This window comes from Xanthomonas arboricola, assembly GCF_002940665.1.
GTDB lineage: Bacteria > Pseudomonadota > Gammaproteobacteria > Xanthomonadales > Xanthomonadaceae > Xanthomonas > Xanthomonas arboricola_B.
Genome location: NZ_MIGY01000001.1, coordinates 374249 through 389648 on the forward strand (window position 1 = coordinate 374249; position 15400 = coordinate 389648).

The window sequence follows — 15400 nt, forward strand, 5'->3', positions numbered from 1 at the left end:
GAATAGGCGTATGCATCGACATGTTCATGAGCCCGAAATCCTAGCAGACCCGGCAGCCTCTCAAGCTGACGAACATTGGCGGCAACGCGATCTTGAGGTGCTGTGGCACCCCTGCACGCAGATGCGCGAGCACCCGCACACACTTCCGCTGGTGCCGATCGCCCGTGGCGATGGCGCGTGGCTGATCGGCCACGACGGCCGCCACTATCTGGACGCGGTCAGCAGTTGGTGGACCAACCTGTTCGGCCATAGCGAACCGCGCATCGGCGCGGCCATCGCGCGCCAGGCTGGCGAACTGGAGCAGGTGATGCTGGCCGGCTTCACCCATGCGCCCGCCGTGCAGCTGGCCGAGCGTCTGCTGGCGATCGCGCCGCGCCAGGCCGGCCGCGCGCCGTTGTCCAAGGTGTTCTATGCCGACAATGGCTCGGCCGGCGTAGAAGTGGCCTTGAAGATGGCCTTCCATTATTTCCACAACCGCGGCGAGCACCGCCGCACGCGTTTCGTGGCGCTGGAGAACGGCTACCACGGCGAGACCATCGGCGCACTGTCGGTCGGCGACATTCCGTTGTATCGGCGCGTATATGCGCCGTTGCTGCTGGAGTCGATCTTTGCGCCCTCGCCCGATGCCTACCTGGCCGAGCCTGGACAGAGCGCGGAAGACTACGCACTGCAGGCGGCCGATGCGCTACAGGCGGTGTTCGAACACTCGCCTGGCGAAATCTGCGCACTGATCCTGGAGCCGCGCGTGCAGTGCGCAGGCGGCATGCGCATGTATCACCCGGCCTATCTGCGCCGCGCACGCGAACTGTGCGACGCGCATGGCGTGTTCCTGATCGCCGACGAGATCGCCACCGGCTTCGGTCGCACCGGTAGCCTGTTCGCCTGCGAGCAGGCCGGGATCATGCCCGACCTGTTGTGCCTGTCCAAGGGGCTGACCGGCGGATTCCTGCCGCTGTCGGCGGTGCTGGCCACGCAGCAGTTGTACGAGGCGTTCCTGGACGACGCTCGCGAACGTGCGTTCCTGCATTCGCATAGCTATACCGGCAACCCGCTGGCATGCGCCGCCGCGCTGGCGACCCTGCAGATCTTTGCGGACGACGATGTCATTGCGCGCAACCAGCGCACCGCCGCGCACATGACCAGGCTGGCTGCGCAGATCGGCGAACACCCCGCGGTGGCGGACGTGCGCCAGGCCGGCATGATCGTGGCGTTCGAACTCACGCAGGGCGGCGACAAGCGCACGCCATTCCCGGCTGCGGCGCGGGTGGGCCTGAAGGCCTATCGCGCCGCACTGGACAAGGGCGTGGTGCTGCGCCCGCTCGGCGACGTGCTGTACTGGATGCCGCCGTATTGCGTGGACGATGCGCAACTTGCGCTGCTGGCTGCGACCACCCGCCACGCCATCGGGGAGGCCGTCGCATGCGCCTGACCCGCTCCCATGTCGCACTGCCGCTGCACTGCGACCAGGAGGTGACGCTGCCGGAAGAATCGGCCAATCACCTGCTGCGTGTGCTGCGACTGCGCGAGGGCGATGCCTGCGTGCTGTTCAATGGCGACGGCAGCGACTACCACGCGCGCATCACCCTGGCCGGCAAGCGCGAGGCACGCGCACTGGTGGAACGTGCCGAGCCGCTGGGCAACGAATCGCCGTTGTCGATCACCTTGATCCAGGGCATCGCGCGCGGCGAGAAGATGGATCTGATCCTGCAGAAGGCCACCGAGCTGGGGGTGACGGCGGTCGTGCCGGTCAACGCCGAGCGCACCGAGGTCAAGCTGGATCCGGCGCGCATGGAAAAACGCCTGGCGCATTGGCGCAGCGTGGTGGTGTCGGCCTGCGAGCAGTCCGGGCGTGCGCGCATTCCCACGGTCGCTGCGCCACACGGCCTGCAGGACGCAGCGCAGGCCAGCGACCGGCAGGCGCTACGGCTGACGTTGGACCCGCACGGCGAGCATCGCCTGGGCACCCTGGCGCTGGGCGCACAACCGCATGTGGTCGTGGCGATCGGCCCGGAAGGCGGCTGGTCGCCACGCGATCGCGCCACCCTCGCCGAGGCCGGCTTCAGCGGCCTGCAACTGGGGCCGCGCATTTTGCGCACCGAAACCGCGGGGCTGGCCGCGATTGCGGCGCTGCAGTCGCGGCTCGGGGATCTATAGCCCCATGTCGTCGTAGGAGCGCACCTGGGCGCGACCGGGCGTTTATCGGTAACGCTTCGTCGCGCCCGGGTGCGCTCCTACGGGGATGTGGAGTTGCCCGACGTTGCGTCGTCCGCTGCGTGTTGATGGCTCCGTCCACTGCGTCCCGGCCCTAAACCCGCGCCGACTCGTAGGAGCGCACCAGGGCGCGATTGGGCATTATCGGTAACGCCTCGTCGCGCCCTGGTGCGCTCCTACGGGGATGCGGAGTTGATCGGTGGGTGCAGACAGCTGCACCGGGCGATGCGCACGCACTCAGCGGCCGTGCTGCAGGAACCAGCTGGCCGCGCCGATCACACCGAGCTGGCCGTGCTCGACGATACTGACCGGCACCTGTTCCAGCGCCGGACGCAATGCGCCCTTGTCGAGCAGACGTGCGACGAAATCACTTGCGGCCACGAATGCGGCAATCTGCGGCAGGAACCCACCCGCCAGATAGACACCGCTGCGCACGCCGTAGAGCAGCATCATGTCGCCGACCACGCTACCCATGAAGCCGCAGAACGCCTGTAGCGCATCGCGCGCCAGTCCGTCATCCCCAGCCAGTGCGGCAGTAGTGACATCGGCCGGGCTGGCGTGCAGCACCGGCGCGCCACGCAGCGCGGCCAGCGCGGTGTAGAGATTCAACAGGCCCGGGCCGGAGAGCAGGTGCTCGGTGGCCACGTGCGTGCGCGTGCGGCGTAGCTCCTGCAGCAAGGCCACCTCCAGATCGCTGGCTGCGGCAAGCGCGGCGTGGCCGGCCTCGGTCGGCAACACCACCGGGCTGGCACCGTTGGGAATCCACAACGCCGCGCCCAGGCCGGTGCCGGGACCCAGTATCAGCGCCGGGCCCGGTGTGCCCTGCGGCGGGCCGGACAACTGCATGACCTGATTGCCGGCCATGTAATTGGCCGCATGCGCCACCGCTTCGAAATCGTTGACCAGATGCAGCGCCTGCATGCCGAGCTGGCGGCGGATCTGCTCGGGCGCCAGTACCCACGGCAGGTTGGCGGTGATCACGCTGCCGTCCTCCAGCGCATACCCGGCGCTGGCGATGACGCCGCGATGCACCGGTGCGCAGCCCAGCTCCGCAAAGAACGCGGCCATGATCTCGGCCAGACCCGGGTAATCGGCGCACCGGTACTTGCGATAGTCCAGCACTACGACCGGTTGGCGTGGATCGACGCTTTCGCACACCAGCGCCAGACGCACATGCGTCCCTCCTACGTCTGCGGCAACGAAGGTGTCGGGGCGCGGAAAGGCCACCGCTTCCATTGGACTGCTTGCGCTCACGCATTCTCCTGATAAGTGGCCGCGGGCCGACGTCACGCCTGTCGTCAGACGAACGGTGACGGCAGACAACGTTGTCAGCAATTGCCTTGCAACGCAACCGTGGCGGTCACGATTTGAACAGGATGCCGCAAATTTCATCATCCACTGAAAATCCGCACCTGCGGCAACGATTTCAGCACAGACCATGGTCTCTCATCCGAACATACGCGATTCCCCATAGAAGCGGCCGATCACAACACAGACGCGCTATTGGCACGCTGCACGACAGTCATGACGAGGTGCATGGCGTCAACCGGAAATGCTGCAATGCAGCGCAATCGCAGTCGCTTCAGAGATCTGTGACGATGTGTTGACAACGCTGTCAACGCTACGCGAGACTCGATCCAAATCGGAGTTATGGCAGGCGGGGCCATGGACTGTTCGCCACTCAGGAACGGGCCCTCCCTCGCCGGCGCATTCCAGGTTCGTGAGCGGGACATCGCCTGATGTCCGACTCGCTGAAGTCGCAGTCGCTCTATCGCTTCACCACACGGGGGACACCTCCTCTACCACGCGAATCACCTGGACCCGCCGCTTGCGACGCGTGCCAGTGCGATCACCGCGATCGGTCAGGGCGTGTTGTTTTGCCGGCCACGCCGAGCGCGTGACGCCTTTCCGAGGCGGCGCGCTCACAGCACTAACCAACGAGGTTTAGCCATGCACAGCCGCACCACGACGTTAGCACTCTGTATCACCGCCGCTCTGTACTGCTCCGGCTCTGCAATGGCTGCCGGACAAGAACAACAGGCTGCTGCCGCCACACCGTCGACGACCACCGAGCTGGATACCGTCACCGTCACCGGTTATCGCGCGTCGCTGGAGAAGAGCCAGGCGGTCAAGCGCTCGGCCAACTCGATCGTCGATGCGATCAGCGCCGAAGACATCGGCAAGTTCCCGGACGTCAACGCCGCCGAATCGCTGTCGCACCTGCCGGGCATCAGCGTCGATCGCCAGTTCGGCGAAGGCGAAAAGGTCAGCATCAACGGCACCGACCCGGCCTTGAACCGCGTGCTGCTCAACGGCCAGACCATCGCCTCGGGCGACTGGGGCGGCAACCCGACCGACACCAGCGGCCGTACCTTCAACTACACCCTGCTGTCGCCGGAAATCATCGGCCTGATGGAGGTCTACAAGACCCCGGAAGCGCGCATCGACGAAGGCTCGATCGGCGGCACGGTGATCGTGCACACCCGCAAGCCATTGGACCTGCCCAAGAACACCATCCGCGGCTCGGTCGGTTACAACTACAACGACCGTTCGGAAGAAGGCAATCCGCGCGGCTCGGCGCTGTGGAGCTGGAAGAACGACGACGAGACCTTCGGCGCGTTGATCTCCGCCACGCATGACAAGCAGGATATTGCACGTGCTGGTATCGAATTCTTCGGTTACAACACCGGCGCCGGCATTGCGCCGACTGCCGCGATCTCGGGCGACGGCGGCGACGTTGCCACTGCCCGCATTCCGGTAGGTATCAACAGCGCCTTTTTCCAGCAGACCCGCCAGCGCGATGGCCTGCAGGGTGCATTGCAATGGAAGCCGAACGAGCAGAACGAATTCAATCTGACCGGCGTCTACATCAAGGGCAAGTACAACAACTTCAGTGAATCGCGCTACGTCTGCCCCGGCTGCGGCGATCAGGACAAGATCACCAGCGCAACCGTCCAGAACGGCTACATCACCCAGGCAACCGTGACCGACGGTGCCGGTAACGGCAACCAGCCCTACGCGCAGCTGGACACCAACTATCGCGAGAGCGAAGTCACCACCAAGAGCTTGAACCTGCGCCATGACTGGCTAGGCGAGAAGTGGGTTTTCACCACGCAGATTGGCGATACCAAGGCTACCGGCGGCAAGAATCCCGAATACCTGATGAAGTTTCTGCTGCAGGACGGCGGCTATAACTTCAACTATGACGGCACCAGCACAGGCGTCACGTATGGCAACAATGGCGCATCGAACTGGGGCCTCAAATCCGGGCAGCAGGCTGGCGGCATTGAATACACCACCAGCAAGGATCAGGAAAAGTATTTTCAGTTCGATGCGGCACGTGACCTCGACTGGGGTCCGCTCAACAAGCTGCAGCTGGGCTACAAGTACATCAACCACCAGAATGGCCAAGACTCGCGTGGCAATGCGATCTTCGCCAATCAGGATGTGCTGCTGACGTCATTTAATCCAGGAACTACCCCTAGCGGCCTTTACGATGGATTAAATGCCAGCTCCGATCTGGTCAACTGGCCCACTGCAAATCTCAACTCTGTACTTTCGTATCTAAAGTCGTTGCCACAGGGCGCACTGGAGAACAAGTATGGCCAGATGTTCGATGTCAAAGAGATCACCAGCAATCTCTATGCCCAACTCAACTTCGAGTCCGGCAACTGGCGCGGCAACCTGGGTGTGCGTTACGTCGACACCATGGACAAGTCGCTGTACTGGCTTAGTTCCAATGGGGGTACGTTCACGCAGGTTCAGTCCAAAACGAACTACTACAAGCCTTTGCCGAGCTTCAACATCGCCTACGACATCGACGACGACAAGGTATTGCGCTTTTCGGCAGCAAAGGTCATCGCCCGCCCCCGCTATCAGGATCTGGCAGGCTCGGTCTCTCTCAACAGCACCAGTAGCGATGGCACCGTCTGTACCGATGCGAACTCCTGCAACCTGACGGGCAGCGGCGGCAACCCCAACCTAAAGCCATATGAATCAACCAATTACGACCTGGCGGCCGAGTGGTATTTTGCTCCGTCGAGCATGCTGTCTGCTGAAGTGTTTTATCGTGACATCGGCTCTTACATTGTCACCGTCACCAATGCGCAACAGTTGACCGATCCGATCAATGGAGTCAGCGGCACCTATCAGATCAGCTCTCCAGTCAATGCAACCGGCGCGAAGGTGACCGGTGCCTCGCTGAACTATCAACAGGCCTTCGGTTATGGTTTCGGACTCCAGGCAAACTATACGTACGCCGAAGCAGATTCCGATGGCGGGCTCAATCTTCCATACCTGTCGCGCAACACTTACAACGTGATCCCGTACTGGGAACAAGGCGACTGGATGGTACGTGTGAATTACAGCTATCGCTCTAAGTACTTCACTCAGATCGGCCGCTTGAACTCGAACGTCTTTACCGACGAATACAAGCAGCTAGACCTGACCGCTTCCTATCAGATCAACGACTGGATGGGCATCAGCGTGAGCGCAACCAATCTGCTGGATTCGACCTACTACTGGTACAACGAGGTCAAGTACGCGCCGATCGGCATGTACAAGAACGGCCGCGGTTATCAGGCCCAGTTGAACTTCAAGTTCTGATGTAGTCCCGGCGCGCCACCGACCCTCCACGGTGGCGCGCTTTTTTTTGAGCTGTGCGTTGCATGCAGCGCACCGCTCGATGTTGTACCAAGGAGTGGTACTGGCCACGCCCCTTCGCGGTTGAGGGCGCATGGCCAGGCCCGCTTTTGCCATCCACGTGCCGGCTGCGCTGCAACCGCCATGTCTCGCTTGAAGGAGTGCAGTTCCCATGACGACCGATAGCCGCCCTGCGGCTCCATCCCGCCGCCACGCCGGAGCTGCACCCAGAACGCGAATGCTCGCGCTCGGTCTGCTGCTCGCGTTGCCTGCTGCCACGCTCAGCGCGCAATCGCCCACCGCGCCCACCGCCACCACGCTCAGCCCGGCACAGATCGACCAGCAGTGGCTCAGCGCCACCGCCAAGTACGCACCCGAGCGCGAGCGCCTGGTGCGCGAAGCCGAACAAGGCGCGCGCAAGGGGCCGTTCCGCCCCGATTGGGCTGCGCTCAAGGCTTATCAATCACCGGCGTGGTACGACAACGCCAAGTTCGGCATCTTCATCCACTGGGGCGTGTTCTCGGTGCCGGCGTTCGGCAGCGAGTGGTACTCGCGCAACATGTACCTGGAAGGCTCCAAGGAATTTGCCCATCACGTGGCGACCTACGGGCCGCAGGCGCGCTCCGGCTACAAGGATCTGATCCCCAAATTTACCGCACCCAAGTTCGACCCCAATGGCTGGGCCAAGCTGTTCCGGCAATCCGGCGCACGCTATGTGGTGCCGGTGGCCGAGCACCATGACGGCTTTGCGCTGTACGACTCCAGGTTGTCGGACTGGACCGCGGTCAAGATGGGTCCCAAACGCGATCTGCTGGGCGAATTGTCCAAGTCGATCCGCGCGCAGGGATTGCACTTCGGGCTGTCTTCGCACCGCGCCGAGCACAACTGGTTCTTCGATGGTGGACGCACCTTCGATTCGGACGTCAACGACCCGCGCTATGCCGCGCTGTACGGCCCGGCGCAGGTGCGCCTGCCGGGCAAGGACGATGCCGATGTGGCCAACGACTGGACGCCGGTGTCGCAGGCGTGGCTGGACGACTGGTTGGCGCGTACCACCGAGCTGATCGACACCTATCAGCCGGACCTGATCTATTTCGACTGGTGGATTGCCCACCCCACCTTCCGCAGCAGTCTGCCGACCATGCTGGCCTACTACTACAACCAGGGCGCGGCGCGCACCGAAGCCGATCGCGGCGTGGTGGTGAACTACAAGCTGGGCGCGTTTCCGGAAGGTGCCGGCACGCTGGACATCGAGCGCGGCCAGCTCACCGGCATCCATCCCACCCATTGGCAGACCGATACCTCGGTCAGCAATGCCTCGTGGGGCTACATCGAAAACGACACCTACAAGTCGCCGACCTTCATCATCCACATGCTGGCCGACGTGGTGGCCAAGAACGGCAACCTGATGCTCAACATCGGCCCGCGGGCCGATGGCTCGATCCCGGATACCGAGCGCGGCATCCTGCTGGCGATCGGCAAGTGGCTCAAGACCAACGGCGGCGCGATCTACGACAGCAAGCCGTGGCGCGTGTATGGCGAAGGCCCGACCGAAGTGGTGGGCGGCACCTTCCAGGACGTCAAGACCAAGCCGTACACCGCCGAGGATTTTCGCTTCACCACGCGCGATGGCACGCTGTATGCGATCGAACTCGGCTGGCCGGCCGGTGGCAAGGCGGTGATCCGTTCGCTCACGCCGGCCGACGGCGTGCGCGCGGTGACGCTGCTGGCCAACGGCAGGAAGGTGCCGTTCGAGCTGCAGGCCGACGGCCTGCATCTGAGCCTGCCTGCCAAGCCAGTGGGCGAGCACGCCTACGTGCTGCGCATCGATCTTTCTTCTTCCACTCCCTGACGGATGCTGTTTTCATGAGCAAGCGATTGACCTGGATGTTGCTTGCGCTGGCGTTTGCCTGCGCCCCGGCCCTGGCCAAGAACCCCACCGCGTTGTTCTATCTGATGAACACGCAGAAATCGACCAACGCGTTCCTGGCCAATGTCGACAAGATCGACGTGGTGGTGCCGACCTGGTACGGCGTCGACCAGAACGGCCTGGTCAACGGCACACCCAACACGTACCTGTACGACATCGCCAAGCAGAAGAACCTGCGGGTGATGCCGATCCTGTCGATGACCACCGGGCGCGACGGCTTCCACAAGCTGATGCACGACGAAGCCGCCAAGAAGCGCATGATCGAATCGCTGCTGATCCACGGCAAGCAGCACAAGTACTATGGCTTCCAGTTCGATTTCGAGAACATCGCCTGGACCGACCGCGATGCCTACACGCTGATGGTCAAGCAGACCGCCGATGCGCTGCACAAGGCCGGCTTCAAGATGTCGGTGGCGGTGGTGCCCAATGCGCCGGGCCATGCCGAAGGCGGCCAGTTCTCCAAGTGGATGTGGGAGTACTGGCGCGGTGCATACGACCTCAAGGCGCTGGGCCAGGCCGCGGATCTGGTCAGCATCATGACCTACGACCAGCACACCCGCTGGACCACGCCAGGCCCGGTCGACGGCATGGTGTGGATGAAAAAGCACCTGGACTACGCGATCACCCAGGTGCCGAAGGACAAGCTCTCGCTCGGCATCGCCACTTACGGCTACCGCTGGTACACCGGCAATCCGGTCAAGGAAGACGGCACCGAAGCGTCGAACATCTCCGCCACGTACATCGATGCCGACGAATCGTTCCCGCTGGCGATCGAGCAGAACGCCACCGTGCAATGGGATCCGGTCGAGCAGGAATCGTGGTTCTACTTCTACCGCGACGACATGCGCGAGTGGGTGTTCCGCCCGGATGCGCGCAGCTTCAAGGCACGCTACGACCTGGTGAAGCAGTACGGCCTGGAAGGTTTCAGCTGCTGGGTGCTGGGCGCCGAAGACCCGAAGGTGTGGGACGAGTTGCCGACCGCGCAGCGCTGAACGCGTCATCGCACTGCTGCACGACATGACGGGCGCGGTCGGTGTTCGCATCGGAATGCATCCACTGCAATCCGATGCGCGCACTGCCCGCGCCCGTTCTGCAACAACGATGCGGAGCGCGGTTGCTGCGCGACACCACACGCCGCGCCCCCCGACGAAGCGTGCGCCAGTCCCTGCGCCATGCGGCAAGGCTTTGCTACTGTGCGTGGCTGCCGTGTTTCCCCCGCCATACCGGGATGTGATTGCATGATGTCCAACTCCGCACCGAGCCTGCGCTCACCGCTATCCAGGCAGCCGTTGCCGCGCAGCCTGTCGTCGCGCCTGCTGTCATCGCACGGACGTTCCTCGCGCCTGCTTGCAATGGCGTTTGCGACGATGGTGCTGGCTGGCTGCGGCCAACGCGGTGCAGCGACCGCACCTGCGGCCAATCCCGGCAACACCGCAACACTGCCTGCGACCACCGCACCGCTGCCCCTGATTCCCGCCCCGGCCGAAGCCAGGCGCGGCACCGGCAGTTTCCGCGTCGGCACCGGCACGGTGATCTCCATCCCCACCGGCAACGCCGAGGTGCGCCGCAGCGCCGAGTCGCTGGCCAGCCTGTTGCAACGCACCCGCGGCCTGGCCCTGGAAGTGCGCACCGAAGCCAGCGCCTCGCCGCGCAGCATCCGCCTGGAGCGCACACCGCAGGCGCCGGTGGCACACAAGGAAGGCTATAGCCTGGATGTGGATGGCAACGGCATCCGCATTGCCGCGCGCGATGGCGCCGGCCTGTTCTATGGTGCGATCAGCGCCTGGCAACTGATGACGCCGGACGCGCGCAAGGGCGACGTCGCCGTGCCGGCGGTGGCGATCCGCGACTGGCCGCGCTTTGGCTGGCGCGGCCAGCATCTGGATGTGGCCCGCCACTTCCACGACGTGGCCACGGTCAAGCATGTGCTCGATGCGATGGCCGCGCACAAGCTCAATGTGCTGCATTGGCATCTCACCGACGACCAGGGCTGGCGCATCGAGATCAAGCGTTACCCCAAACTCACCGAGGTCGGTGCCTGGCGCACCCCGCCCGGCGCCGGCCAGCACGGCACGCCCGAGCGCTATGGCGGTTTCTACACGCAGCAGCAGATCAGCGAGATCGTCGCCTATGCGGCGCGCCTGCACATCACGGTGCTGCCCGAGCTGGACATGCCCGGGCATGCGCAGGCCGCGGTGGCGGCATATCCGGAAGAAGTCGGCGTGCCCGGCCAGCGCACGCAGGTGGGTGTGGACTGGGGCGTCAACCCGTACCTGTTCAACACTAGCGAACGCAGCCTGAGCTTCATCACCAACGTGCTGGACGAGGTGCTGACCTTGTTCCCGTCGGCGTATATCCATATCGGTGGCGATGAGGCGGTCAAGGATCAATGGGAAGCCTCGCCCGCGGTGCGCGCGCAGATGCGCAAGCTCGGGGTCAAGGACGCGCATGCGATGCAGGGCTGGTTCAACGCGCAGCTGGCGACCTATCTCACCAATCACGGCCGGCGCATGATCGGCTGGGACGAAATCCTCGAAGGCGGCGTGCCTGCAAGTGCCTCGGTGATGTCGTGGCGCGGCATCGACGGTGCGGTGACCGCAGCCCGGCAAGGCCACGATGTGGTGCTTGCGCCAGGCGAATGGCTGTACCTGGACAACCTGCAGACCACGCGCAGCGACGAACCCAACGGCCGCCTGACCGTACTGCCGTTGTCCAAGGTCTACGCCTTCGACCCGGTACCTGGTGAACTCAGCGCCGAGCAGTCCACGCATGTACTCGGCGCGCAAGGCGCGTTGTGGTCCGAATACATTCCCTCGCGCTGGCATGTAGATCACGCGCTGTTCCCGCGTCTGTCCGCCATCGCCGAAGTGACCTGGTCGCCGATGGCTGCACGCAGCTGGAAGGATTTCCTGGCGCGCCTGCCGGCGCAGCTGCAGCGCTACAAGGCGCTGGGCATCGACTCCAGCGACGGCGCCTTCGCTGCCGATATCGCACTGGAAAGCGGCCCCAACCCGGTGCTGGCCGGTGGCCCGGCCAAGGTGGCACTCGGCACCCAGGCCGGTACAGGCACCCTGCACTACACCACCGACGGCAGCGATCCCACGCCGGCATCGCCACGCTATGCGGCGCCGTTCACGATCCAGCTGCCGACCACCGTCAAGGCCACCGCCTTCGATGCCGGTGGCACCGCGTTGGCGGCCCCGCGCAGCCGCACCTTCGATCGTGCCGGTCTGCTGCGCGTGGACACCCAGGGCCTGCGCGATTGCGTGGACACCGGTGCGCTCGGCCTGCGTCTGCCGTTGCTGCCGGAGCTGACCGGCGCCGACACGCCGGTCTACAACGTCGACCTGTTCCATGCCTGCCGCCTCTATCCGCAGGCGCGCCTGGACGGCGTCGGCGCGATCCGGATCGAGGCCGCACGCCTGCCGAACAACTTCGGCCTGGCCCACGAACAATCCAAGGTGGTGCAGTACCCCGCCAGGACGCGTCGCGGCGAGCTGGAAGTGCGCCTGGGCTGCGAGGGCGAACTGATCGCCAGCGTGCAGCTGCCCGACAGCGCCATCGTGGGCGAACAATTCACGCTGGAAACCGTACTGCCTGCACGCACCGGCATCCACGATCTGTGCCTGCGCTTCACCGCGCCGATTCGCGGCCCGTTGTATGCCATCGGCGCCGTCCAGTTGATTGAAACCACCGCGCAGGCGCCCCCCGCCGCCACGCGCTGATCCATCCAAGGAGAGTCATCCATGCCCCTGCCCCGTCATCGTTGCGTTCCCGCCCCCGCCCGCCTCGGGCTTGCCCTGGCCGTTGCCATCTCGCAGGCCTGGGCCGCGCCGCCCACGGCAACGCCCCTGGACAGCGGCTGGCAGGTGCGGCTGGTGCCGGGCCAGGAACAGGCCAGGACCTATCCGAAGGCGGCGGCCTGGTTGCCGGCGCAGGTACCGGGCGCGGTGCAGACCGATCTGATCGCCGCCAAGATCGTGCCGGACCCGTTCTATCGCGACAACGAAGGCAAGATCCAGTGGGCGGGCCTGAGCGACTGGCAGTACCAGACCCGCTTCAACGTGGACGCAGCCACGCTCAAGCGCGAGCATGTCGAGCTGGTGTTCGACGGCCTGGATACGTTTGCCGAGGTCACCCTCAATGGCAAGCCGCTGCTCAGCGCCGACAACATGTTCCGGCAGTGGCGCGTGGATGCCAAACCCCTGCTCAAGCGCGACGACAACGTACTCGAGGTCAAGCTGTTCTCGCCGATCAAGAAGATCCAGCCCTGGCTGGCCAAGCAGCCGTACGCGCTGCCGGGCGCCTACGATTCCGCCTTCGGCGACGAGCCCGAGTCGCGCCACAGCTCCACCTATGTGCGCAAGGCGCCGTACAACTTCGGTTGGGACTGGGGCCCGCGCATGGTCAATGCCGGCATCTGGAAAGACGTGCGCGTGGAAGCCTGGGATGCGGTGCGCGTGGACGGGCTGCATATCGCCCAGCAACGCGTGGATGCCGACAGCGCGCAGTTGCAGGCGCAGCTGGAACTGCAGGCCGGCCGCAGCGGGCCGGTGCAGGTGACGCTGGACGTGCTCGGCCCGGATGGGCAGTCGGTTGGGCAATTCACCCAGCAGGCGGTGGTCGACCCGGGGCAGAACCGTATCGATGTGCCGGTGCGCATCGCCAAGCCCAAGCGCTGGTTCCCGGCCGGCTACGGCGCGCAGGACCGCTACACCTTCGTGGCCAGCGTGCGCGACGCCGATGGCGACAACCAGCAGATCAAGCGGGTGACCGGCCTGCGCTCGGTGGAGCTGCGGCGCGAGAAGGATAAGTACGGCAAGAGCATGGAGATCGTGATCAACGGCATCCCGATCTTCGCCAAGGGGGCCAACCTGATTCCGCTGGATGCGTTTCCCGCGCGCGTGAGTCCCGAGCGCATGCGCAGCACCTTGCAGGATGCGCGCGATGCCAACATGAACATGCTGCGCATGTGGGGCGGCGGACATTATCAGGACGATCGCTTCTACGAGGTGGCCGACGAGCTGGGCATCATGATCTGGCAGGACTTCATGTTCGGCGGCGCGGTGCCGCCGTACGACGTGGAATTCCGCGAGAACACCCGACAGGAAGCGATCGACCAGGTCAAGCGCCTGCGCGACCATCCCAGCATCGTGCTGTGGTGCGGCAACAACGAAGTGCAGACCGGCTGGGAAAACTGGGGCGACCGGGTCAAGTTCAAGCAGTCGGTGGACCCGGAAGAACGCAGCCGCATCGAGCGCGGCATGACCACCTTGTTCGGCACCGTGTTCCGCGAAGTGGTGGCCACCTACGACAGCGACGTGCCGTACTGGTCCACCTCGCCGGGCACCAACTTCGACGGCGCCGCCGACCAGGCCAACGATGGCGACTTGCACTACTGGAAGGTCTGGGGCGGCCCTGCGCTGCCGGTGACCGAATACCTCAACGTCACTCCGCGCTTCATGTCCGAGTACGGCCTGCAGTCGTTCCCGGACATGCGTACCGTGCGTGCCTTCGCCGAACCCGGCGACATGGACCCGGAATCGCCGGTGATGCGTGTGCATCAGAAGTTCGACAAGGGCAACGGCAACAAGCGGCTGATGCTGTACATCCGGCGCGAGTTCGGCGAGCCCAAGGATTTCGAGAGCTTCGTCTACCTGAGCCAGCTGATGCAGGCCGAGGGCATCAACCTGGCCGCCTCGCATCTGCGCGCCTCGCGCCCGCAATCGATGGGCTCGTTGTACTGGCAGCTCAACGATGTGTGGCCGGGTGCGTCGTGGTCCAGCGTGGACTACTACGGCCGCTGGAAGGCGCTGCATTACCACGCCCGCCGGTTCTACGCGCCGGAGCTGATCGCCGCACTGCGTAACGACAAGGGCCAGACCGAGGTGTCGCTGGTGTCCGACCGCACCACTGCGCTGGCGGCCCGCTGGCGCATGCGGGTGATGAACATGGACGGCAAGCTGCTGAGCAAGCGCGAGGAAAAGGCCACCGTCAAACCGCTTGGCAGCCTGCAGGTGGGCAACTTCAGCGACAAGCAATTGCTGGGCAGCGCCGATCCCAAGCGCAGCTATGCGGTGTTCGAGTTGTTCGACGGCGAGAAGCTGCTGTCGCGCGAGGTGGTGTTCTTTGCGCCGGCCAAGCAGCTGGCGTTGCCGGCCGTGAAGATCGACAGCCAGTGGCGCGCCGATGGCGATGGCTACGCGCTGACGCTGTCCAGCAACACGCTGGCACGCGAGGTCTGGCTATCGTTCGGCGATGTGGATGCCACGCTGTCGGACAACGCGTTCGATCTGCTGCCGGGCGAGCCGTTGACCGTGCACGTGAGCAGCAAGGCCGCGCTGGCGCAGTTGCAGTCCACGCTGCAGGTCCGCAATCTGGCCGGCACGCTGGCCGGCGCGCCGCCGGAGCCGGCGGAGCCGAAGTAAGCCGCGCCGGGAACACGCGTCGGACGATGGCGCAGCGCTCGCATCAGGGCGCTGCGCCGTCAGCCAAGACGGCGCGTGGCGCAGCGGCTGCAGTGGCAGGCGCAGGTCGCGCCCGATCCGGTGCCTGATCGGCAACCACCACCGCCCCGCGTGTCATCAACCGCCGCCCGCGGTGTCGCTGCGGGCAATC

General features: G+C 64.9%; 8 protein-coding genes. 7 read left to right on the top strand and 1 reads right to left on the bottom strand.

Annotated elements, in window-relative coordinates:
* Window positions 1-10: 10 nt before the first annotated feature.
* On the top strand, window positions 11-1429 hold the full coding sequence (bioA, locus tag XarjCFBP7645_RS01795) for an adenosylmethionine--8-amino-7-oxononanoate transaminase (RefSeq protein WP_104536017.1): 1419 nt from the start codon (window positions 11-13) through the stop codon (window positions 1427-1429).
* Complete coding sequence (locus XarjCFBP7645_RS01800) at window positions 1420-2154, top strand: 16S rRNA (uracil(1498)-N(3))-methyltransferase (protein ID WP_104536018.1); 735 nt, start codon at window positions 1420-1422, stop codon at window positions 2152-2154. The genes bioA and XarjCFBP7645_RS01800 overlap by 10 nt, the downstream gene beginning before the upstream one ends.
* Before the next feature lie 294 nt (window positions 2155-2448).
* On the opposite strand, the gene XarjCFBP7645_RS01805 is transcribed toward XarjCFBP7645_RS01800, so the two are convergent.
* The gene (locus XarjCFBP7645_RS01805; protein ID WP_104536019.1) at window positions 2449-3465 is read right to left on the bottom strand and encodes a glucokinase family protein; all 1017 of its coding nucleotides are present in this window, start codon (window positions 3463-3465) and stop codon (window positions 2449-2451) included.
* A 696-nt stretch (window positions 3466-4161) separates the two neighbouring features.
* Between XarjCFBP7645_RS01805 and XarjCFBP7645_RS01810 the strand changes: the two genes are divergently transcribed.
* From XarjCFBP7645_RS01810 to XarjCFBP7645_RS01830, 5 genes are all read left to right on the top strand, one after another.
* Window positions 4162-6816 (top strand): TonB-dependent receptor, encoded by a 2655-nt coding sequence (locus XarjCFBP7645_RS01810; RefSeq protein WP_104536020.1) that lies wholly within the window; start codon window positions 4162-4164, stop codon window positions 6814-6816.
* Window positions 6817-7024: 208 nt separating this feature from the next.
* Window positions 7025-8704 (top strand): alpha-L-fucosidase, encoded by a 1680-nt coding sequence (locus tag XarjCFBP7645_RS01815; RefSeq protein ID WP_104536021.1) that lies wholly within the window; start codon window positions 7025-7027, stop codon window positions 8702-8704.
* A gap of 14 nt (window positions 8705-8718) precedes the next feature.
* Window positions 8719-9774 carry a glycosyl hydrolase family 18 protein gene (locus XarjCFBP7645_RS01820; protein WP_104536022.1) on the top strand — a complete coding sequence of 352 codons (1056 nt, stop codon included), beginning with the start codon at window positions 8719-8721 and terminating at the stop codon, window positions 9772-9774.
* A gap of 246 nt (window positions 9775-10020) precedes the next feature.
* Window positions 10021-12507, top strand: coding sequence for a family 20 glycosylhydrolase (locus XarjCFBP7645_RS01825; RefSeq protein ID WP_181126113.1), 2487 nt, complete (start codon window positions 10021-10023; stop codon window positions 12505-12507).
* A 21-nt stretch (window positions 12508-12528) separates the two neighbouring features.
* A complete protein-coding gene (locus XarjCFBP7645_RS01830; protein WP_181126115.1) occupies window positions 12529-15210 on the top strand; it encodes a beta-mannosidase in 2682 nt (893 codons plus the stop codon).
* The last annotated feature ends 190 nt before the right edge of the window (window positions 15211-15400 follow it).